The organism is Bradyrhizobium sp. 35, from assembly GCF_023073215.1.
GTDB classification, from domain to species: Bacteria; Pseudomonadota; Alphaproteobacteria; order Rhizobiales; family Xanthobacteraceae; genus Bradyrhizobium; species Bradyrhizobium canariense_D.
This window is the reverse complement of sequence record NZ_JADPJC010000157.1, coordinates 445,790-466,694: the sequence shown is the minus strand read 5'-3', so window position 1 is coordinate 466,694 and position 20,905 is coordinate 445,790. Positions and strand designations below refer to the sequence as shown.

Here is a 20,905-nt window from a genome sequence, read left to right as displayed (position 1 = left end):
TCTATCCCTTCGCCGGACGGAATACGGGGAGGGTGATCTTGTCGTCGAGCGCCTCGAAGGCGACCTCGAGCTTCATGTCGAGTTCGAGCGCCTCCGGCGTCTGCGGGCAGTCGATGATGTTGCTCATCATCCGCGGTCCCTCTTCGAGCTCGACTACCGCAATCGCGTAAGGCGGCGTGAAGCCGGGCGCGGCGGGACGGTGGTTGATCACGTAGCTGTAGAGAAAGCCGTTGCCGCTCGCCTTGAAGATGCTGACCTTGCGCGAGGCGCAGGACGGGCAGAACGGGCGCGGCGGGAAATAGACATGCGCACAGGCGTCGCAGCGCTGCAGGCGCAACTCGCCCGCCTTGGTGCCGTCCCAGAAATGCTGGGTCTCCGGCGTCGGTTTCGGTCGCGCGCGATGCGGTTCGGCCATCTCGGCAGGTCCTCCCAAGGCCAAGCGAAGCCCGGCTGTTGCGATCTTGATCCGACAATCGACCATGGCGCGTCAACGGTCCAGCAATGCGCATGCATGCCATCATGCGCACAATGCTTGTGTCGAAGTGAGGCAGCGCTATACATTGCGCGCAAATATTCCGTGAGACAGACATGCCCGATTTTTCGACACTGAAGAAGCTCGCCGAAGACCTCGAAAGCGGCCGCACCAGCTCCCGCAAGCTGGTCGAGGCTTGCATCGCCAAAATCGCCGATCCGGCCGGCGAGGGGCAGCGTACCTTCATCCATGTGGACAGGGACGCCGCGCTTGTGGCGGCGGATGCGATGGACGGTTTGCGCAAGGTGAAGGCGGCGCCGTCGCGCTACGCCGGTATCCCGGTCTCGATCAAGGATCTCTTCGACATCAAGGGCCAGGTGACGCGCGCCGGCTCCCGCGCGCTCGATGATTCCTCGCCGGCCGAGCAGGATGCCCCCACGGTAGCGCGGCTGCGCAAGGCCGGCTTCGTCGTGATCGGGCGCACCAACATGACCGAGTTCGCCTATTCCGGCATCGGCATCAATCCGCATTACGGCACGCCAAAGGGCGCCTGGAACCGGGCCGAGGGCCACGTGCCCGGCGGTTCGTCCTCGGGTGCCGCGGTGTCCGTGCTCGACGGCATGGCGCATGGCGCGCTCGGCACCGACACCGGCGGCTCCTGCCGGATTCCGGCGGCCTATAACGGCATCGTCGGCTACAAGCCGACGCAGCGGCGCGTGCCGCTCGACGGGGCTGTGCCGCTGTCGTTCTCGCTCGACAGCATCGGGCCGCTGGCACGATCGGTCAGTTGCTGTGCCATTCTCGATGCCGTGCTCGCCAACGAGCTGATCGGCCCGCTGAAGCCGCGACCTGTCAAGGGCATGCGGCTGGCGGTGCCGACCACGATCGCGCTCGATGACCTCGACGCGGCTGTGGCCGGGACATTCGAGCGTGCGCTCAAGAGCCTTGCCGATCACGGCGCGATCATCGAGCGCATGGAGATGGCCGAATTCCACGACATCGGACCGATGAACGCCAAGGGCGGCTTTGCGGCTTCCGAAAGCTACGCCTGGCACCGCTACCTCCTCACATCCAAGGGTGACGTCTACGATCCCCGAGTCTCCGTGCGCATCATGCGCGGCGAGGCGCAGAGCGCGGCGGACTACATCGATCTTCTCCACGAGCGCCGCTCGCTGATCGCCCGCGTCAATGCGCGGATCGCGCCCTATGACGCGCTGGTGCTGCCGACCACCGCCAACACGCCGCCGAAAATCGCCGATCTCGCCGACGACAAGGAGTTCACCAGGGAAAACCTGCGGGCGCTCCGCAATTGCACCCTGATCAACATGATCGACGGTTGCGCCATCTCGCTGCCGGCGCATCGCGAGGGCGAAATTCCCGTCGGCCTGATGCTGGCGGGCGCGGGCGGATCGGACCGCCGTATCTTCGAGCTTGCTGCCGGCATGGAGGCCGTAATTCGTGTTTGACCTGACCTTCACCGTTGACGCCCAGGACACCACCACGCCGCTGACGCTGGCGATCGACCAGATGGTCATCGCCGGCTGGACCGGCCGCGATCCGGTCGCGCGCGACAAGCACATTGCCGAGCTGCAGGAGATGGGTATCGCGCCGCCGGCCTCGACGCCGATCTACTACCGTGCCTCGGCGCGGCGGCTGACGCAGGAGGACAGCATCGAATGCACCGGCGGCGATTCCTCCGGCGAGGTCGAGTTCGTGCTGATCGGCTGGCAGGGTCGCATTTTCGTCGGCTGCGGTTCCGACCACACCGACCGCAAGGTCGAAGCCTACAACGTCACGGTGTCCAAGCAGATGTGCGACAAGCCGATCGCATCCACCGTGTGGGAGCTCGAGGACGTCATCGGCCATTGGGACAGGATGATCCTGCGCTCCTGGGCCACGATCAAGGGCGAGCGCGTGCTCTACCAGGAGGGCACGCTCGACGCGATGCTGCCGGTCGTCGACCTCATCGCGCGTGGCTTCGACGGTGGGAAATTCCCCGACGGCTGCGCCATGTTCGGCGGTACGTTTGCGGCGAAGGGCGGCATCCGTCCCGCCGATCGCTTCGATTTCGAGCTGGAGGACCCCGTGCTGAAGCGCACGATCAAGCACGGCTATGACGTGGTGACGCTGCCGGTGCGGGGCTAAAGTCTCTCCTTCGTCATTGCGAGGAGCTCTTGCGACAAAGCAATCCAGACTGGTTCCGCGGAGGAATTCTGGATTGCTTCGCTCCGCTCGCAATGACGGGGAGAGAGACGGAAATCGGGTGGTAGAGGACGGGGCGGTCCTGCGAAGGTCAGAGAGCCATGACAGCAACAGCACGCAAATCGCCTCAATCCCCGTCAGCGGATACTGCCGCCCATGTCGATGCCCTCGACTGGCCGCAAATCACCGGCGAGCTCGACACCCACGGCTCCGCCGTCCTGAAGGGCCTGCTCACGCCGGAGCAGTGCCGCGCCGTCGCCGCGCTCTATCCCGACGACACCAACTTCCGCAGCCGTATCGTCATGGGCCGCCACGGCTTTGGCCGCGGCGAATACAAATATTTCTCCTATCCGCTGCCCGATCTGATCGCGCAGTTGCGCCCGGCGCTCTACGCGCATCTCCAGGGCGTCGCCAATCGCTGGAACGAGGCGATGGGGATCGACATTCGCTATCCCGCCACTCACGCCGCGTTCCTGAAACGATGCCACGAGGCAGGCCAAACGCGGCCGACGCCGCTGCTGTTGCAATATGAGGCCGGCGATTTCAACTGCCTGCATCAGGATCTCTATGGCGAGCACGTGTTCCCGCTCCAGGTCGCGATCCTCTTGTCCGAGCCGGGACGCGATTTCACCGGCGGCGAGTTCGTGCTGACCGAGCAACGCCCGCGCATGCAGTCCCGCGCCGAAGTGGTTCCGCTCGCGCAGGGCGACGCCGTTGCCTTCGCTGTGCATCATCGTCCAGTGCAGGGGACACGCGGCACCTACCGCGTTAATCTCCGCCATGGCGTCAGCCGGATTCGCTCTGGCCAGCGCTACACGCTGGGTGTGATCTTTCACGATGCGAAATAAACGCTGCCGCTGATGGGGGATTTGTTCGATAATGTCGCCGAAGCTCAGCCGTCGCGCGAGAAGATCGCCGACGGCGCCGTGCTGCTGCGCGGCTTCGTCAAGCCGATCGAAAGCGAGTTGATCGATGCGGTGCGCGCCATCGTGGCGCAGTCGCCGTTCCGGCGCATGACCACGCCCGGCGGGCATCTGATGTCGGTCGCCATGACCAATTGCGGCGAGCGCGGCTGGATCACCGATCATACCGGCTATCGCTATGATCCCATCGACCCGCGGACCGGGGCGCCGTGGCCGGCGATGCCACCCGTGCTCCGCGATCTCGCCCGCCGCGCGGCGGAGCAGGGCGGCTTTACTGGCTTTGCGCCCGATGCCTGCCTCGTCAACCGCTATGAGCCTGGCACGCGGCTGTCGCTGCATCAGGACAAGGACGAGCTGGATTATTCGGCGCCGATCGTCTCGGTCTCGCTTGGGCTACCTGCGACCTTCCTGTTCGGCGGCCTGGCACGCAACGACAAGCCGCGCCGGTTCCGGCTCGTCCATGGCGATGTCGTGGTCTGGGGCGGGGCTAGCAGGCTCGCCTATCATGGCGTCGCGCCGCTCGCCGATGGTGAACATGCGTTGCTCGGGCCTAAGCGGATCAATCTGACGTTTCGCAGGACGCGCTGATCTTCCTTCTCCCCTTTTGGGAGAAGGTGCCTTCCCGAAAGGGAAGGCGGATGAGGGGTCTCCATCCGCGGAGACAGCCCCTCATCCGTCTCGCCGCCGCTGCGCGTCAGCGATCCACCTTCTCCCGCAAGGGGAGAAGGAAAGAGTTCCGGAACGACGATGCTTCGTTTACGGCTTCGGCGGGTGGATGAATGCCCACGGGCTCACTTCCGAATCCCGCGTCACTTCCACCGAGATCAGATACGGCCCGCCATGGGCGAGCGCCTTCTCCATCGCCGCCTTGAACTGATCCGGCGCGGTGACGCGCGCAGCGGCGACGCCAAAGGACTCCGCGAGTTTGACGAAATCCGGATTGACCAGATCCGAGGCCACCACGCGGCCGTCGAAGCGCTCGCGCTGGTCGCGGCGGACATTGCCGTAGGCGTTGTTGTTGAACACCAGCGTCACCACGCCGATGTTGAACTGGACGGCGGTGGCCAGCTCCTGCACGCCGAACATGAAGCCGCCGTCGCCGGTGATCGCCACCACCGGCTTGTCGGGATTTGCGACCTTGGCGCCGAGGGCGGTCGGGAAGCCCGAGCCGAGCGTGCCCTGATAGCCTGATGTGATGAAGGTGCGCGGCTCGTAGATCGGAAAGCCGTACCAGGAGGCGAAACCGAACTGGGACAATTCATCGGTCACGATCGCGTTCGCCGGCAGCACCTCGCGCAGGATGTTGAGATACGCCATTTGCGGCTGGATGCGTTGGATCTCGGCGTGCGCTGTCGCAGTGGCCTCGCGGATCGCTCCCCGCCGGCCGCTGGTCCTGGCATAGCCGGCCTTCTTCACGGCTGCGACCAGATCGGCGGTGCCGGCTTTGGCATCGGCGACGATAGCGACATCGGAGGCGAGCCGGCGCATCTCGGCCGGATCGATATCGACACGAATGGATTTCAGTCCCTTCGGCTGATACGGCCAGCGGAAGCCCGATGCCGGCAGTTCGGCGCGCGTGCCGATCGCGATCATCAAATCGGTCGTCGGCCACACCTTGTAGGCCGCCGCCATGGTCAGGCCGAGCTCATGCGCATTGGAGACGATGCCGCGGCCGCTGCGGAAGGCGACGACGGGCGCGTCGATCATCTCGGCGAGTTCGAGAATCTCCTCGCGCGCTTCGATTGCGCCGCTACCGACGAAGATCATCGGCGCCTTGCTGTTCTTGATCAGCGCGGCCGACTGCTTGATCATATCAGGGTCGGGCTGCGGCGCCGGCAAAGGTTCCAGCACCTGTGCTGCAGCCGTGTCCGCGCGTTGGGTGAAGACGTCCCAGGGCATTTCGACCGAGGCGGGGCCACGCCGTCCGGATGTCATCTCCTGGAAGGCGCGCGCGACGGTGGTCGGCGCGTTGCCGGGATATTCGATCCGGTCCGCCCATTTCACATAGGTGCGTAAGGTCGCGAGCTGGTCCGGCATCTCATGCAGATGGCCGCGGCCCTTGCCGAGAAATTGCGTCGGCACCTGGCCGGTGACGCACAGCACCGGCTCGTTGCAGCCGAAGGCGGTGAGCAGCGCGGCGCTGGCGTTGAGCACGCCGGGGCCGGGCACCACGCTGAACACGCCGGGCCTGCCGCTGGAACGGGCATAGCCGAACGCCATGTAGCCGCAGGCCTGCTCGTGCCGCGCGCCGATCACCTTGAGCTGGGCCTGGTGGAAGGCGTCGAACAGGCCGTAGACCTGCGCGCCGGGCAGGCCGAACACGGTGTCAACGCCATGAGCGACAAGGCCGCTTACGATCGCTTCGCCGCCGGTGAGGGTGGTCATGGCATTATTCCATTTCAATCGGTGTTCAGGCTTCGTTGACGACGCCGTTTCGCAAGGTCCCGATGCCATCGGACGCGACTTCGATAACATCGCCCGGCTTCAGATAGCGCGGCGGATCGAACCGCGCGCCGGCGCCGGTCGGCGTGCCCGTGACGATGACGTCGCCGGGGACAAGCGTTGCGAAGGTCGAGATATAGCTGATGAGATAGCGGAACGGGAACATCAATCGGCTGGTGCGGTCGTCCTGGCGCAGCTCGCCATTGACATGCGTGGTGAGGCGGATGTCGGCAATCTGCGATTCCTGCGTGTAGGGCACCAGCCACGGGCCAAGGCTGCCGCTGGAATCGAAGTTCTTGCCCTGCGTGACGTTGAACTTGGCATGGCGCAGCCAGTCGCGCACCGAGCCTTCGTTGCAGAGCGTCAGCGCGGCGATGTGATCGAGCGCAGAACTTTCCGGAATGTGTCGGCCTTGCTTGCCGATCACCAGCACGATCTCGCCTTCATAGTCGAGCTGCGCGGAGGCGCGCGGGCGCACCAGCGGCGTGTCGTGGCCGACGAAGGAGCGCGGCGAGCGCATGAACATGCTCGGATATTTCGGCGCGTCCTGGCCGTCCTTGTACTCGGCATTGCGGTCGGGATAGTTGACGCCGATGCAGATGATCTTTTCCGGCGCGGGCACCGGCGGCAGCCAGATGATGTCGCCGAGTGTGTGATCGGGCGTGCGGCCGGCAGCCTCTTCGGCGAGGCTCGCGAGCTTTCCCGCCGCGATCACCTCGCGCAGCGTCGGATAGTCCTTGGCGTGGCGCGCGGAGAGATCGACAATGCCGCCGTCAACGACGGCGCCGTAGCTGACGGCACCCTTGACGGAATAGGTGGCGAGGCGAGGGAGTGTCATTGCTTAATCCGCCACCAGCACGTCGGCCACGAACTTCGGCTCGCGCACGGCTTGCCCGGCGAACGGCGAACCCTGCTCGAACCAGGAGCGCGGGGCCGGCGCGCCCCACAATGTCTGGCGGCGCGGATCGCGCAGCGACCAGCGCAGCGGCTCGTGGTCGTGATCGCCGGTGAAATAGTCGCTGGTGTAGAGCTCCAGCCGGTGGCCATCGGGGTCGCGAACATAAAGGAAGAACGCATTCGAGATGCCGTGGCGGCCGGGGCCCCGCTCGATGTTCTTCACGAAGCCCTGCGAGGCCATGACATCGCAGAGATGGATGATGTTCATCGCCGTCGGCGTCCAGTACGCGAAGTGGTGCAGCCGCGGGCCCTTGCCGTTGGTGATGGCAAAGTCGTGGACATTGCCCTTGCGATGCATCCAGGCGGCGGCGATGCGCCCGTTCGGTCCGTCCTCCTCCGCGTATTCGGTGAGGCGAAAGCCGAGCCGGGCGTAGAATTCGACGGTGTCCTGCACCTCGGCGGCGAACACGTTGAAATGGTCGAGCCGCTGCGGATGGCAGCCCCTGTAGAGATCGTAGCGGCGCAGCAGATGCGGCCGCCGGTCCATCGACGCATATAGCTCGATCTGGAAGCCGAAGGGGTCGGTGAACTGCAGCGTGCGGCCCTGGAACGGCTGATCGACGAAGGCGTAGCCAAGGCCGTTCTCGGACAGGAACTTCGCAGCCTTGTCCAGATCCCCGTCGTTGCCGACCTTGAAGCCGAGGCGGTTGCAGGCAGGCGCGGCCGCCTTGCGCAACACCAGCGAGTGATGCTGATGCTCCTCGGCGGCGCGCAAGTAGACGACCTTGTCGTCGGCGTCCTCGACATGCAGGCCGACAACGCTTTCATAGAACTCGCGGCTGAGCTTCACGTCGGTGACGTCCAGCACGGCGTGGCTGGAGCGGATGATGTTGAACGGCGGCTCGAAGATATGTTGCGGTACGGGCATTGCGTTTCCCCTCTCTAGACCCAGCCATTCCTCGTTGGCGCTCCGCGCGCCGAGGAACCGCGGGCGTTAGATTCCCAGCTTCTGAATCTTATGCGTGCCCCGCGCCAGCGAGACGTGCTTGGTTTCCATGTAGAAATCGAACGAGTAATCGCCGCCGTCGCGGCCGATGCCGGAGGCCTTCATGCCGCCGAACGGCGTCGGCAGATGGCGGACGTTTTCCGAGTTCAGCCAGATCATGCCGGCTTCCAGCGCATCCGCGACACGCAACGCGCGGCCGACATCGTTGGTCCAGACATAGCCGGTCAGGCCGTAGCGGATGTCGTTGGCGATCTCGATCGCGTCTGCTTCGTCCTTGAAGGGCAGCACGGTGAGGAAGGGGCCGAACACCTCTTCCTGCGCCACGCGCATCTTGCCGTGTGCGCCGGTCACCAGGGTCGGCTCGACATAATATCCGCCGCCCGGGCCATCATAGGCCTTGCCGCCGACGGCAATCGTCGCGCCGTCCTGGCGTGCGACGTCGAAATAGGAGCAGACCTTCGCGAGATGACGTTCGTGGATCAGCGGCCCGATCTCGGTGGCGGGATCGAGGGGATGGCCGACCTTCAGCGCTTTCACCCGTGCGGTCAGCTTTTCGACGAATTTTTCGGCGATGCCGGCCTGGATCAGCAAGCGGCTCGACGACGTGCAGCGCTCGCCGTTGAGCGAGTAGATCATGAACACGACCGCATCGAGCGCGCGGTCGAGATCGGCGTCGTCGAACACGATCACCGGGTTCTTGCCGCCGAGTTCGAAATGCACGCGCTTCAAGGTCGGCGCGCCCTGAACCATGATCGCCGAGCCCGTCGAACTTTCGCCGACGAAGCCGATCGCCTTGATGGCGGGATGCTCGGTCAATGCCTTGCCGGCCTCTTCGCCAAAGCCATGTACGGTATTGAGCACGCCGTCGGGCACGCCGGCTTCCTTGACGAGCTTCGCAAGAATGGCCGCCGTGATCGGCGACCATTCCGCCGGCTTGTGCACGACGGTGCACCCGGCCGCGAGGGCAGGGGCGATCTTCCAGGTCGAAAGCATGAACGGCGTATTCCACGGCGTGATCACGCCGACCGGGCCGATCGGCACGCGCGTCGAGACGTTCCAATGCTCGTCGCTCGGTGTGTTCTGGCCGTCGCGCGCCTCGCCGCATCTGTCGGCGAAGAAGCGGAAATTCTCGGCGGCGCGGATCGCGGCCTTGGCCATGAAGCGATAGGCCTGGCCGGTGTCGATGCATTCGAGCACCGCGATGTCCTCGGCATTGTCCTCGATGGCGTCGGCCACGCGATGCAGCAGCTTCTTCCGCATCGCCGGCCCCATGTCGCGCCAGGATTTGAAGGCGAGTGCGGCAGCGGTGGCGGCGCGATCGACATCCTCGGCATTGCCGCGGGCGACGCTCGCCAGCGTCGCGCCGTCGACCGGCGATTTCGTCTCGAACGTCTCGCCGGAGATCGACGGCACGATCTTGCCGTCGATCATGTGGCCGATACCGTCGGCACGCAGCGTCTTCAGCAGCGGTGCGATGCGGTCGCGATTGGCCTGGAATACGTCGGTTTTCGGCGTGGGCTTATCCATAGGCGGCCTCCGCTTTCAGGGCGTCGTGGATGTTGTTGCGCTTCCAGCTCGTATCCTTGTCGTTGATCTGCATGTCGAACGAGAGCGCGAATTTCGAGCTTGCGAAGACGGGATCAAGATGGCGGGAGAGCGCCTGGAAGATTTGTTCGCCGGCTTTCTTGCGGGTTGGCAGATCGCGGCCTTCGCCGATGCGCAGCACCATGTCGAGAAAGCCGTAATCCTGCCGCGCGTCCGCAATCGCATAATGCTCGCATTTGACAGCGCGGACGCGGATGCCGCCGAGCGGGAAGATGCCGGTCTCGACCGCAGCCTTGCGCACCACCTCACACGCCGCGCCGATGTCGAGGCGGTCGTCGAGATTCGCCGAATATTCGATCGTGAAATGCGGCATCGCGGTTTCACTCCCTGTCTTTTTGGTCGTCTAAGCGAAGTAGCAGCTCACCGAGCCGTAGGCGCCATAATCGGCTTGAATTGTGTCGCCCTTGCGGGTCTCGATCGGACGGATGAAAGAGCCGGCGAGCACGATTTGCCCGGGCTCAAGCGCAAGGCCGAGCGGTGCGATCTTGTTGGCGAGCCAGGCGACTGCAGTCGCGGGATGATTGAGCACGCCGGCGGCAAGGCCGGTCTCTTCCAGCTGGCCGTTCTTGAAACAGAGCGCGCCGATCCAGCGCAGGTCCGCGTCCGGCGGGCGGATCGGCCGTCCGCCGAGCACGATGCCGGCATTGGCCGCGTTGTCGGCAATGGTGTCGAAGATCTTTCGGGTCGCCTTGGTCTGGGGATCGACGCGCTCGATCCGCGTGTCCAGAATCTCCAGCGCCGGCACCACGAAGTCGGTGGCGTTGAGCACGTCGAACAGTGTGCAGTCGGGGCCCGCGAGGCGTTTGCTCATGACGAAGGCGAGCTCGGCTTCCACGCGCGTCGCGATGAAGCGCTCCGTCGGGACGAGGCCACCATCGGCGAAGAACATGTCGTCGAGCAATACGCCGGAATCCGGCTCGTTGATGCCAAGCGCGCTCTGCATCGCCTTCGAGGTCAGGCCGATCTTGTGTCCCCGGACGATGCGCCCCTCGGCGACCTTGACGTCGACCCAGGCCTTCTGAATCGCGTAGGCGTCAGCGATGCTGATGTCGGGAAAGTCCTGCGAGAGCTGCCGGATCTGCGTGCGGGTCTTCTCCGCCTGGTGCAGACGGTTCGCGCAAGCTCGGATATCGTCGTTCGAAAGCGCCATGTGTAATCTTACAAATCGTGGTGCCGGAAAATACTTAACATGTTAAGTTAATGCGTCAATCGCAAATTGGCTTGCTGCACTGCAAACGTTTCGCGGCTTGAAAGGGCGTCATGACGAAGAGACCGGCTGATCCTGCGAATGGAAGCGAGCCCGCCGTGCGGCAGGTGCCGATGCGTGACTTCTCGCGTTCGCTGCCGATGTCGTTGCTGCGGGCACGCGAAGCGGTGATGCGGCAATTCCGTCCCTCGCTGCGCACGCATGGCCTGACCGAGCAGCAATGGCGCATCCTGCGCGCGCTCGCGGCGATCGACACGGTCGAGGTCACGGAACTCGCGCGCACCGCGTTCCTGCTCGGCCCGAGCCTGTCGCGCATCCTGCGTGATCTCGAGGCGCGCAATCTGATCGAGCGCAAGACCGCCAAGGCGGACCAGCGCCGCAGCATGGTCTCGATCTCGGAAAAGGGCGTGAAGCTGATGGCTTCCGTCGCGCCGTCCTCCGAAGCGATTTATGCCGAGATCACGCGACGCTTTGGCGCGCGCAAGCTCGTCGAATTGCAGGAGATGCTCAGCGAGCTCGAACAAAGTCTCGCAGGGCTCGGCGCGGGCGAGGAGGCAAGTGCCGAGGAGTGAAAGCAGATATGCGCGAGCGCGCGGCAACAATCATGGACATCGCCGCATTTTTTCGCTCAAAGTGCCCCGCAGCCGATGCGCAAAAATCGGCGCGCCGGGACGGATTGCGCCGCCTTTGCCAAGTGAAACCTTGCGTCATCGCGAGCGTAGCGCGGCGGTCGGGTTCGCGCTAATAACGGCATCGTGCTGTCGCGGCGCTCGTCATGGTGACGAAGGTCCAAAACAAAGAAGGAAGGCAACGTGGCGAACAAGGTCAAGGAAATCTGGAAGTCGGGCAAGGCCGTGGTCAACGCGTGGCTCGCGATTCCCTCCGGCTTCTCGGCCGAGATGATCGCGCAATGCGGCTTCGACAGCGTCACCGTCGACATGCAGCACGGCGTGCAGGATTATCTGTCGATGGTGCAGTGCTTCCAGGCGATGGACAAGCATCCGATCACGCCGATGGTCCGCGTGCCCTGGAACGAGCCCGGCATCATCGGCAAGGTGCTCGATGGCGGCGCCTATGGCGTGATCTGCCCGATGGTCAACACGCCGCAGGAAGCCAGGAACCTCGTCTCCTATGCCAAGTACCCGCCGAAGGGCGTCCGCTCCAACGGCCCGATCCGCGCCGGCATGTACGGCACCGCGGGCTCCTACCAGAAGACGGCCAACGACGACATCGTGCTGCTGCCGATGATGGAGACCAAAACCGCGGTCGAGAACATGGAAGCGATCTTCGACGTCGAAGGCATCGACGGCGTCTATATCGGCCCGTCCGACCTCGGCTTCTCCTACGGCCTCGAACCGAAGCTCGATCGCACCGAGCCCGAGATCCTTGCGATCTACGAGAAGATCATCAAGGAGTGCGGCAAGCGCGGCCTCAATCCGGGCATCCATTGCAGCGGCGCCGAAGGTGCCGCGCGCGCCATCAACATGGGCTTCAAGCTGGTGACGCTCTCGAACGAGGTCGGCCTGATGACGACCTACGCCAAGATGCAGGTCAACGCCACCCGGAAGGATTCCGGCGGCAAGGCCTGAGAACTCGCGAATGGCGATGGGGAGTAGCGAATGAGCTGCTCCCCTTTTCCATTCGCCACTCGCTACTCACTATTCGTCTGAAGGAGACCTCCCATGACCATCAGCCCCGTCATTCGCCTGCATCCCGATGATGGCGTGCTGATCGCGCGCGCGAGCTTGCCGCCGGGAACATTGGTGGCCGACGGCGTGACGACGGTCGAGCGCATTCCTTCCGGCCACAAGGTCGCGATCAAGCCGATCGCATTGGGCGAGCCGGTGATACGCTACGGCCAGATCATCGGCTTTGCGACGGTGCCGATCGCGCCGGGCCAGCACGTGCACGTGCAGAACTGCGGCATGGGCGATTTCGCCAAGGACTATGCCTATTGCGTCGACGTCAAGCCGACGCCGAATTTCGATCTGCCGGCGAGTTTCGAAGGCATCCGCCGTCCGGACGGCCGCGTCGCCACGCGCAACTACATCGGCATCCTCACCTCGGTGAATTGCAGCGCGCATGTCGCAAGCCTCGTCGCCGACGTCTTCAAGAAGAATCCGTTCACCGGCGACAATCCGCTGGCCGACTTCCCCAATGTCGACGGCGTGGTCGCGCTGACCCACAAGACCGGCTGCGGCATGACGCAGAACGAGCCCTTAGCGCTGCTCCGCCGCACGCTCGGTGGTTATGCACGGCACGTGAACTTCTCTCATGTGATCGTGCTCGGCCTCGGCTGCGAGGTGAACCAGATCGGCGGCCTGATGGAGGAGCAGAAGCTCGCGGGACGTCTGCGTGCGATGGACATCCAGGAAGTCGGCGGCACCCGCAAGACGGTGGAAGCCGGAATTGCCTTCGTGCGCGAGGCACTCGCGGAGTCCAACAAGGTCAAGCGCGAGTCCGTTCCGGTGAGCGAATTGACCGTGGCGCTGCAATGCGGCGGTTCGGACGGCTATTCCGGTGTTTCCGCCAATCCGGCGCTGGGTGCGGCCAGCGATCTCATCGTACGTCACGGCGGCACCGTGATCCTGTCGGAGACGCCGGAGACCTATGGCGCCGAACATTTGCTCACGCGCCGCGCCGTCAGCCGCGAAGTCGGCGAGAAGCTGGTCGATCTCATGCGCTGGTGGGACGAATACACGACGCGCGAAGGCGCCGAGATGAACGCCAATCCCAGCCCGGGCAACAAGGCCGGCGGTCTCACCACCATTTTGGAGAAGTCGCTCGGCGCGATGGCGAAGGCCGGCACCACCAATCTCGTCGAGGTGCTGCGCTACGCCGAACCCATCACCAAGAAGGGTTTCGTGTTCATGGACACGCCTGGCTACGATCCCGTTGCCGCGACCGGGCAGGTCGCCGGCGGCGCCAATCTGGTCTGCTTCACCACGGGTCGCGGCAGCGTGTTCGGGTGCAAGCCGGCGCCTTCGATCAAGCTCGCGACCAACACGCCCATGTACAAGCGCATGGAAGAGGACATGGACGTCAATTGCGGCACCATCCTCGAAGGCGAGGAGAGCGTCCAGCAGTGCGGCCAGCGCATTTTCGATCTCATCCTCAAGACCGCGTCCGGACAGCCGACCAAGAGCGAGAGTTTTGATTTCGGCGGCGCCGAGTTCGCGCCCTGGGTGCTGGGCGCGACGATGTAGCAAAGGCGTAGCCCGTGCCGTAGGCACGGTCTGCCCGTTGTTAGTGCTTGATCGAGGTCACCAGCGGTGTTCTGCTCAAAAAAGCTGCTGGAGTGCCGCACCCCGTGTCGATCTACGTCGCATTACACCACGTCACGCATTACAAATACGACCGCCCGATCGATCTCGGCCCGCAGACCATCCGTCTGCGGCCGGCGCCGCATACCCGCACGCCGATCCTGAGCTATTCGCTCAAGGTCACGCCGGCCAATCATTTCGTGAACTGGCAGCAGGATCCGCTAGGCAATTGGATCGCGCGCTACGTCTTCCCGGAGAAGACGACCGAGCTCAAGATCGAGGTCGATTTCACGGCGCAGATGACCACGGTCAATCCGTTCGACTTCTTCGTCGAGCCCTATGCCGACAGCTTTCCGTTCGAATATACGCAAGATCTCAAGACCGAACTCGCGCCTTATCTCGAGACCGTCAAGCCCGATCGGCTGTTCGCGAAATATCTCGACACGATCCCGCACGAAGCCCCGAACACCGTCAACTTCCTGGTCGATCTCAACAGGGAGCTGCAGAAAAAGATCGGCTACGTCATCCGCATGGAAGCGGGCGTGCAGACGCCGGAGGAGACGCTCTCCTCCGCGGCCGGCTCGTGCCGCGACTCCGCCTGGCTCCTGATCCAGACCTTCCGGCACCTCGGTCTCGCCGCCCGTTTCGTCTCCGGCTATCTGATCCAGGTCCGTCCCGACATCGATCCGATCGAGGGGCCGCCGGAGGTCGAGAACGATTTCACCGATTTGCACGCCTGGGCCGAGGTCTACCTGCCGGGTGCAGGCTGGATCGGCTTCGACGCGACCTCGGGCATGCTCGCGGGCGAGGGCCACATCCCGGTCGCCGCGACACCGCACTACCGCTCGGCCGCGCCGATCTCCGGCGGCGCGGGCTTTGCCGAGGTCGAATTCGCCTTCGACATGAGCGTCAAGCGCATTCGCGAGGCGCCGCGCATCACAAAACCGTTCTCGGACGAATCCTGGATACGGCTCAACGATCTCGGCGAGCAGGTCGACGGCGATCTTGCGGCGCAGGACGTGCGTCTGACCATGGGCGGCGAGCCGACCTTCGTCTCCGTCGATGATCTCGAAGGCGCCGAGTGGAACACGGACGCTGTCGGTCCGACCAAGCGCGGGCTCGCCGACGATCTGATCCGCCGCCTGCGCGCGCGTTTCGGACCCGGGGGCCTGCTGCACTTCGGTCAGGGCAAATGGTATCCCGGCGAAAGCCTGCCGCGGTGGGCATTTGGCCTGTACTGGCGCAAGGACGGCGTGCCGATCTGGAAGAATGCCGACCTCATCGCCAGCATCGAAAATCCGCGGCCGGCGCAGGCCAAGGACGTCCAGGCGTTCGTGGAGGGCGCGGCGCTGCGGCTTGGGCTCGATCCCGGCTACATCATGCCGGCCTATGAGGACACCGCGTACTGGCTGCAGAAGGAATCCGAGCTTCCCGTCAACGTCGATCCCTCCGATTCCAAATTATCCGATCCGGAGGCCCGCGCGCGGATGGCGCGTGTATTCGAGCAGGGGCTCAACAATCCTCGCGGCTTCGTGCTGCCGGTGCAGCGCTGGAATGCGGCACCACGCTGGCGCAGTGAGCGCTGGCAGCTCCGGCGCAGTCATCTTTTCCTGATGCCGGGGGATTCCCCGCTCGGCTTGCGCCTGCCGCTGGACTCGCTCGGCTATGTCCCGCCCGATCAATATCCCTACATCGTCGAGCGGGATCCGATGGAGGCCCGCGGCAAGCTGCCCGTGTTCAGCCTTCCGGCGCGTCCGGACTCGCCGGAGCGGCTCGAGCCCGAAGAGCTCAATACCTCCGTGCCGGTTCGCACCGCGATGTCGGTTGAGGTCCGCGACGGCGTGCTCTGTGCCTTCATGCCGCCGGTCGAGCAGATCGAGGATTATCTCGAGATGATCGCGGCGCTCGAAGCCACGGCCGAGGAGATGCAGCTCCAGGTCCATGTCGAGGGTTATCCGCCGCCGTTCGATCCGCGCGTCGACGTCATCAAGGTGACGCCCGATCCCGGCGTGATCGAGGTCAACGTCCAGCCGGCAAAGAACTGGCGCGAGGCGGTCGACATTACCGTCGGGCTCTATGAGGATGCGGGCAAGACGCGCCTCGGCGCCAACCGCTTCCTGGTCGATGGCCGCCACACCGGCACCGGCGGCGGCAATCACGTCGTGGTCGGCGGCTCGAGCCCGCAGGACTCGCCGTTCCTGCGCCGGCCTGATCTGTTGAAGAGCCTGGTGTTGCACTGGCAGCGGCATCCGGCGCTGTCCTATTTCTTCTCCGGCCTGTTCATCGGCCCGACCAGCCAGGCACCACGCATCGACGAAGCCCGCCACGACAGCATTTACGAGCTCGAGGTCGCACTCACGCACGTGCCGCCGCCGGGCACTCAGGCGCCGCTGTGGCTGGTGGATCGCTTGTTCCGGCATCTCCTCGTCGACATCACCGGCAACACCCATCGCGCCGAGATCTGCATCGACAAGCTCTATTCACCTGATGGCACGACCGGACGCCTCGGCCTGGTCGAATTCCGCGCGCTCGAAATGCCGCCGGATCCACGCATGTCGCTGGCGCAGCAGCTGCTGATCCGCGCGCTGATCGCAAAATTCTGGCGCGAGCCGCAACAAGGCAAGTTCGTGCGATGGGGCACCGCGCTGCACGACCGCTTCATGCTGCCGCACTTCATCTGGGAGGATTTCCTCGAAGTGCTCACCGAGTTGAAGCAGTCCGGGTATCCGTTCGAGCCTGAATGGTATCTGGCCCAGCTCGAATTCCGCTTCCCCGCGTTCGGCCGCATCCATCATGGCGGCGTGACGCTGGAGCTGCGGCAGGCGCTGGAGCCTTGGCACGTCCTCGGCGAGGAGGGCTCGGCCGGCGGCACCGTGCGCTATGTCGACTCGTCGGTCGAGCGGCTTCAGGTCAAGGCGGAAGGCTTCGTCGCGGGCCGCCATATCGTCGCCTGCAACGGCCGCCGCCTGCCGATGACCGCCACCGGCCGCTCTGGTGAAGCCGTGGCCGGCGTCCGCTTCAAGGCCTGGCAGCCGGCCTCCGGCCTGCATCCGACCATTCCCGTTCACGCGCCCCTGACTTTCGACCTCATCGACACCTGGAACGGCCGCTCGCTCGGCGGCTGCGTCTATCACGTCGCCCATCCCGGCGGCCGCAGCTACGACACCAAGCCCGTCAACACCTACGAGGCCGAGGCGCGGCGGCTGGCGCGCTTCCAGGACCATGGCCATACGCCGGGTCCGATGCAGCCGCCGCCCGAGGAACGCACAAATGAGTTTCCGCTGACCCTCGACTTGCGGACCCCGCTCCTGCAATGAGTATGATGCCGGGGCAGGGAGTGGCGCATGGCCGAGGGCGCAGCCGAAGAGGACGACCAGGCGGGTCAGGCGCAAGGTCAACGTGATGGCCAGCGCGAAGGCCAGCGCCGCTTCGCGCAATGGGTCCGCGACTACAGGCGCCTGCCCGACATCCCCGACGAGTTTCTCGGCCCGGACGGCAAGCCCCGCGCGGTCTGGAGCCGCTTCTTCGATGCCTTCGGTGCGCTCGCGCCCGATGAGGTTGAGCGGCGGTTTGGCATGGCCGACCGTCATCTCCGCGAGGCCGGCGTCACCTATCGCGCGCCCGGCGAGAGCGCCGACCGGCCCTGGTCGATCAGCCATCTGCCGCTGCTGATTGACGAGGCCGACTGGAAGCAGCTGTCCGACGGCATCACCCAGCGCGCCGAGTTGCTCGAGCTCGTGCTGCGTGACATCTATGGCGAGGGCCGCCTCGTCGCCGAAGGCGCGCTGCCGGCGGCCGCGATCGCGGGGAGCCCCGAATATCTCCGTCCCGCCTGCGGCGTGCCGCCGCCGGGCGGGCGCTATCTCTCGCTCTATGCCGCCGATGTCGGCCGCGGGCCCGACGGACGCTGGTGGGTGCTCGGCGATCGCACGCAGGCGCCGTCGGGTGCGGGCTATGCGCTGGAGAACCGCCTGGTGCTTTCGCGCGCCTTCTCGGATCTCTACAAGTCGATGAACGTCCCGCGCGTCGCACCATTCTTCGAGGCGTTTCGCGACAGTCTTCGGGCGCGCGCCGACCGCGACGAACCGCGGATTGGCGTGCTCACGCCGGGCAGCTTCAGCGAGACCTATTTCGAGCACGCGACGCTGGCGCGCTATCTCGGCTTCCTGCTGGTCGAGGGCGACGATCTCGCCGTCAGCGACAATCATATCCACATCCGCACGGTTGCAGGCCTCAAGCGCCTCGACGTGCTGCTGCGCCGTGTCGATTCCAATTCGCTCGATCCGCTCGAGCTCGATGCCTCGTCACGGCTCGGGGTCCCCGGCCTGATCGACGTGCTGCGCAAGGACGGCGTCGTCGTCGCCAACATGCCGGGCTCGGGTGTCCTCGAGGCGCGCGCGATGCTCGGCTTCCTGCCGGCGCTCAGCCGCCGGCTGCTCGGCGAAGAGCTGAAGATGCCGCACATCGCGACCTGGTGGTGCGGCCAGCGCTCGGCGCGCGACGAAGTGTTGTCGCGGCTCGACGAGGTCGCGATCGAAGGCGCGTATCGGCGCGGCGTTCCCGGTTTCGACAGCAACGGTCCGGTGCTTGCGAGCGAACTCGACGCCGCCGGGCGCCGGCGCCTGAGCGACGCCATCGCTGCGCGCGGCATGGACTATGTCGGCCAGGAGGTGGTGCGGCTCTCGACCATGCCGGTGTGGGAACAGGGGCAAATCACGCCGCGTCCCTTCGTGCTGCGCGTGTTCGCAGCCGCGACGCCGGACGGGTGGGCCATCATGCCCGGCGGCTTCTGCCGGATCGCCGAGCAGCCGGATGCGCGCGCGGTGTCGATGGGCGACGGCGCGCGCTCCGCCGACGTCTGGGTGGTCTCGGACAAGCAGGTCTCGACCGCGACGCTGCTGCCTGCGATCGACAAGGTGCGCATCCGCCGTATCGCCGGCGTGCTGCCGAGCCGCGCCGCCGACAATCTGTTCTGGCTCGGCCGCTATCTCGAACGCGCCGAGGCGACGCTGCGGCTGGTGCGGGCGCTGGGCTCGCCGAGCGGGCCCAACAAGGGCACCGCGGCCTCACTGCAATCGGCGGAACGTATCCAGCGCCTGCTGGTGACTTGGGGCGCGATCTCGCAGACCTCGCGCGCGGCGCCCGGCCGCATCGTTGCCGAAGCGCTGCAGAGCCCGGAGCGTTTCGGCTCGGCACTGTCGCTGGTCCGCGCGGCCCAGCGCACGGCGACCTCCTTGCGCGAGCGGCTGTCGCCCGATGCCTGGCAAGTCATCACGGAGATGGTCGAGCGGCTGGCCGTCGAGGTCGAGGACGACGACAGCGTGCTGAGCGCGGCCGAGTTGACCTTGCAGGAGCTCGCGAGCTTTGCCGGCCTTGCGCATGAGAACATGAACCGCGCCGCCGGCTGGCGCTTCCTCGATATCGGTCGGCGCACCGAGCGCGCCATCAACACCACGCGCTTTGCCCGGCAGTTTGCCTATGACGAGGCCGGCGACGAGGATCTCGATATCCTGCTGACGCTGGTGGATTGCCAAATCACCTACCGCTCGCGCTATCTGCTGGCGCCGATCCTGGCGCCGGTGCGAGACCTCGCCGTGCTCGACAATTACAATCCGCGTTCCGTGGCGTTCCAGGTGACGACGCTGAACGAACACATCGCCGCACTGCCGAGCCTGAAGGAGCACGGCCTGATCGAGAAGCCGCAGCGGCTTGCGGTCGCGCTGCAGGCGATGCTCGCGACCGCGCAGGCCGAAAAGCTCGAGGTCAAGACGCTGTTCGCCCTGGAGCAGGATCTGCTCAGCCTCGCCGAGGCGGTCGGGCAGCACTACTTCCCGCACGGTCCCAATGCGAGCCGGCCGGAAAAGCTGACGGGGCTGGCGTGATCTACGATATCCGTCACGTCACCACCTACGAATACGAGAGCCCGGTTAGCTTCGCGCGCTGCACGCTGCGGCTGGAGCCGAGGAGCGGCAATGGCCAGGAGCTGATTTCGCATAAGGTCGAGATCCGTCCGCGCCCTGCGGAGCGTAGCGTCCGGCGCGATTTCTTCGGCACGTTGACCGAGAGTGTCGTGATCGAGGCCGCGCATCGCACCCTGCGCATCGATTCCCGCTCTCGCGTGAAGGTGTCGCGCCAGCCGCCGGCGCGCGCCGCTGTCAGCCCGGCTTGGGAGAACATTCGCGACATCGCCTTCGAGGCGACGAGCCTCGGGCCGTCCTCGCCGGTCGGCTATGTCTTTGCGAGCCCGCTAGTGCCGGTGCTGGGACCGGTCAGCGCCTATGCGGCGGAAAGCTTTGCGCCCGGCGCGGGCATCCTTGCCGGGGCGGTCGATCTGATGCATCGCATCCGCACCGAATTTCGCTACGACCCCAAGGCGACGGTGATCTCGACGCCGCTCAACGAGGTCTTCGTCAAGCGCCATGGCGTCTGTCAGGATTTTGCCCATGTCATGATTGCGGGCTTGCGCGGGCTGGGCCTGCCCGCGGCCTATGTCAGCGGATATTTGCGCACCATTCCGCCGGCGGGCCAGCCGCCCCTGCAGGGCGCCGACGCCACCCATGCCTGGGTGTCGCTGTGGTGCGGGGACGAGCTTGGCTGGGTCGATTTCGACCCGACCAACGATCTTATGGTTGCTGGCGACCATATCGTGCTCGCAGTCGGCCGCGACTTCTCCGACGTTTCGCCGGTCGACGGCATCATCGTCGGCTCGCCGAAGCAGAAGCTCGACGTCGCCGTCGACGTGCTGTTGGTGGAATGATTGCGGGTCCTGCCCGCGACACCCATCCCGGGTGTGGCGGGTCTGCACCGCAACCGCGATATCGCGGGGCACAAACCGCAACATATTTCCGAGTTTGCGCCCCCGGGTTTGGCCAGTCGGCCAAGATGGGC

Annotated in this window: 17 protein-coding genes; 10 read left to right on the top strand and 7 right to left on the bottom strand. The window is 65.4% G+C overall.

The window, feature by feature from the left end; genetic code table 11:
* Window position 1 precedes the first annotated feature (1 nt).
* The gene (locus IVB36_RS34475) at window positions 2-415 is read right to left on the bottom strand and encodes an OB-fold domain-containing protein (protein ID WP_247394590.1); all 414 of its coding nucleotides are present in this window, start codon (window positions 413-415) and stop codon (window positions 2-4) included.
* A gap of 173 nt (window positions 416-588) precedes the next feature.
* Here IVB36_RS34475 and IVB36_RS34470 point away from each other — a divergent pair, with 173 nt between their 5' ends.
* The 4 genes from IVB36_RS34470 to alkB all read left to right on the top strand — a co-directional run bounded on the left by IVB36_RS34470 (window position 589) and on the right by alkB (window position 4,185).
* Window positions 589-1,938, top strand: a complete 1,350-nt coding sequence (locus tag IVB36_RS34470) for an amidase (protein WP_085352193.1) — start codon at window positions 589-591, stop codon at window positions 1,936-1,938.
* The gene (locus IVB36_RS34465) at window positions 1,931-2,617 is read left to right on the top strand and encodes a DUF2848 domain-containing protein (protein ID WP_085352194.1); all 687 of its coding nucleotides are present in this window, start codon (window positions 1,931-1,933) and stop codon (window positions 2,615-2,617) included. Before IVB36_RS34470 ends, IVB36_RS34465 begins: the two co-directional genes overlap by 8 nt.
* Window positions 2,618-2,775: 158 nt before the next feature.
* Entirely contained in the window at window positions 2,776-3,522 is a 747-nt protein-coding gene (locus IVB36_RS34460) for a 2OG-Fe(II) oxygenase (RefSeq protein WP_085352195.1), read from the top strand.
* A gap of 9 nt (window positions 3,523-3,531) precedes the next feature.
* Entirely contained in the window at window positions 3,532-4,185 is a 654-nt protein-coding gene (gene alkB, locus IVB36_RS34455) for a DNA oxidative demethylase AlkB (protein ID WP_204513909.1), read from the top strand.
* 168 nt (window positions 4,186-4,353) lie between these two features.
* Here the strand turns inward: alkB and IVB36_RS34450 are convergent, their stop codons facing one another.
* The 6 genes from IVB36_RS34450 to hpaH form a co-directional block, all read right to left on the bottom strand.
* Window positions 4,354-5,982 (bottom strand): thiamine pyrophosphate-dependent enzyme, encoded by a 1,629-nt coding sequence (locus IVB36_RS34450; protein WP_247394121.1) that lies wholly within the window; start codon window positions 5,980-5,982, stop codon window positions 4,354-4,356.
* Between the two features lie 25 nt (window positions 5,983-6,007).
* Window positions 6,008-6,877 carry a fumarylacetoacetate hydrolase family protein gene (locus tag IVB36_RS34445; RefSeq protein WP_247394105.1) on the bottom strand — a complete coding sequence of 290 codons (870 nt, stop codon included), beginning with the start codon at window positions 6,875-6,877 and terminating at the stop codon, window positions 6,008-6,010.
* A gap of 3 nt (window positions 6,878-6,880) precedes the next feature.
* The gene (gene hpaD, locus IVB36_RS34440) at window positions 6,881-7,864 is read right to left on the bottom strand and encodes a 3,4-dihydroxyphenylacetate 2,3-dioxygenase (protein WP_247394102.1); all 984 of its coding nucleotides are present in this window, start codon (window positions 7,862-7,864) and stop codon (window positions 6,881-6,883) included.
* Window positions 7,865-7,930: 66 nt separating this feature from the next.
* A complete protein-coding gene (hpaE, locus tag IVB36_RS34435; RefSeq protein ID WP_247394099.1) occupies window positions 7,931-9,469 on the bottom strand; it encodes a 5-carboxymethyl-2-hydroxymuconate semialdehyde dehydrogenase in 1,539 nt (512 codons plus the stop codon).
* Entirely contained in the window at window positions 9,462-9,860 is a 399-nt protein-coding gene (locus IVB36_RS34430) for a 5-carboxymethyl-2-hydroxymuconate Delta-isomerase (RefSeq protein WP_085362331.1), read from the bottom strand. Before IVB36_RS34430 ends, hpaE begins: the two co-directional genes overlap by 8 nt.
* 30 nt (window positions 9,861-9,890) lie before the next feature.
* Entirely contained in the window at window positions 9,891-10,697 is an 807-nt protein-coding gene (gene hpaH / locus IVB36_RS34425; RefSeq protein ID WP_247394096.1) for a 2-oxo-hept-4-ene-1,7-dioate hydratase, read from the bottom strand.
* 110 nt (window positions 10,698-10,807) lie between these two features.
* Between hpaH and hpaR the strand changes: the two genes are divergently transcribed.
* From hpaR to IVB36_RS34395, 6 genes are all read left to right on the top strand, one after another.
* Window positions 10,808-11,326: a homoprotocatechuate degradation operon regulator HpaR gene (gene hpaR, locus IVB36_RS34420; protein ID WP_018456948.1), complete on the top strand. Its 519-nt coding sequence runs from the start codon at window positions 10,808-10,810 to the stop codon at window positions 11,324-11,326.
* 240 nt (window positions 11,327-11,566) lie between these two features.
* Window positions 11,567-12,343, top strand: coding sequence for an aldolase/citrate lyase family protein (locus tag IVB36_RS34415; RefSeq protein ID WP_018456947.1), 777 nt, complete (start codon window positions 11,567-11,569; stop codon window positions 12,341-12,343).
* Window positions 12,344-12,436: 93 nt separating this feature from the next.
* On the top strand, window positions 12,437-13,960 hold the full coding sequence (locus IVB36_RS34410) for an altronate dehydratase family protein (RefSeq protein ID WP_018456946.1): 1,524 nt from the start codon (window positions 12,437-12,439) through the stop codon (window positions 13,958-13,960).
* Between the two features lie 104 nt (window positions 13,961-14,064).
* Window positions 14,065-17,334, top strand: a complete 3,270-nt coding sequence (locus tag IVB36_RS34405; protein WP_247394093.1) for a transglutaminase family protein — start codon at window positions 14,065-14,067, stop codon at window positions 17,332-17,334.
* Window positions 17,335-17,361: 27 nt separating this feature from the next.
* Complete coding sequence (locus tag IVB36_RS34400; RefSeq protein ID WP_247394586.1) at window positions 17,362-19,899, top strand: circularly permuted type 2 ATP-grasp protein; 2,538 nt, start codon at window positions 17,362-17,364, stop codon at window positions 19,897-19,899.
* The gene (locus IVB36_RS34395; protein WP_085362335.1) at window positions 19,896-20,774 is read left to right on the top strand and encodes a transglutaminase family protein; all 879 of its coding nucleotides are present in this window, start codon (window positions 19,896-19,898) and stop codon (window positions 20,772-20,774) included. Before IVB36_RS34400 ends, IVB36_RS34395 begins: the two co-directional genes overlap by 4 nt.
* Window positions 20,775-20,905: the final 131 nt, after the last annotated feature.

Excerpts from the sequence above, each read along its gene's own strand:
- IVB36_RS34475 (WP_247394590.1), bottom strand. The coding sequence starts at position 415 with ATGGCCGAACCGCATCGCGCGCGACCGAAACCGACGCCGGAGACCCAG.
- IVB36_RS34470 (WP_085352193.1), top strand. The coding sequence starts at position 589 with ATGCCCGATTTTTCGACACTGAAGAAGCTCGCCGAAGACCTCGAAAGC.
- IVB36_RS34460 (WP_085352195.1), top strand. The coding sequence starts at position 2,776 with ATGACAGCAACAGCACGCAAATCGCCTCAATCCCCGTCAGCGGATACT.
- IVB36_RS34450 (WP_247394121.1), bottom strand. The coding sequence starts at position 5,982 with ATGACCACCCTCACCGGCGGCGAAGCGATCGTAAGCGGCCTTGTCGCT.
- IVB36_RS34445 (WP_247394105.1), bottom strand. The coding sequence starts at position 6,877 with ATGACACTCCCTCGCCTCGCCACCTATTCCGTCAAGGGTGCCGTCAGC.
- hpaD (WP_247394102.1), bottom strand. The coding sequence starts at position 7,864 with ATGCCCGTACCGCAACATATCTTCGAGCCGCCGTTCAACATCATCCGC.
- hpaE (WP_247394099.1), bottom strand. The coding sequence starts at position 9,469 with ATGGATAAGCCCACGCCGAAAACCGACGTATTCCAGGCCAATCGCGAC.
- IVB36_RS34430 (WP_085362331.1), bottom strand. The coding sequence starts at position 9,860 with ATGCCGCATTTCACGATCGAATATTCGGCGAATCTCGACGACCGCCTC.
- hpaH (WP_247394096.1), bottom strand. The coding sequence starts at position 10,697 with ATGGCGCTTTCGAACGACGATATCCGAGCTTGCGCGAACCGTCTGCAC.
- hpaR (WP_018456948.1), top strand. The coding sequence starts at position 10,808 with ATGACGAAGAGACCGGCTGATCCTGCGAATGGAAGCGAGCCCGCCGTG.
- IVB36_RS34410 (WP_018456946.1), top strand. The coding sequence starts at position 12,437 with ATGACCATCAGCCCCGTCATTCGCCTGCATCCCGATGATGGCGTGCTG.
- IVB36_RS34400 (WP_247394586.1), top strand. The coding sequence starts at position 17,362 with ATGGCCGAGGGCGCAGCCGAAGAGGACGACCAGGCGGGTCAGGCGCAA.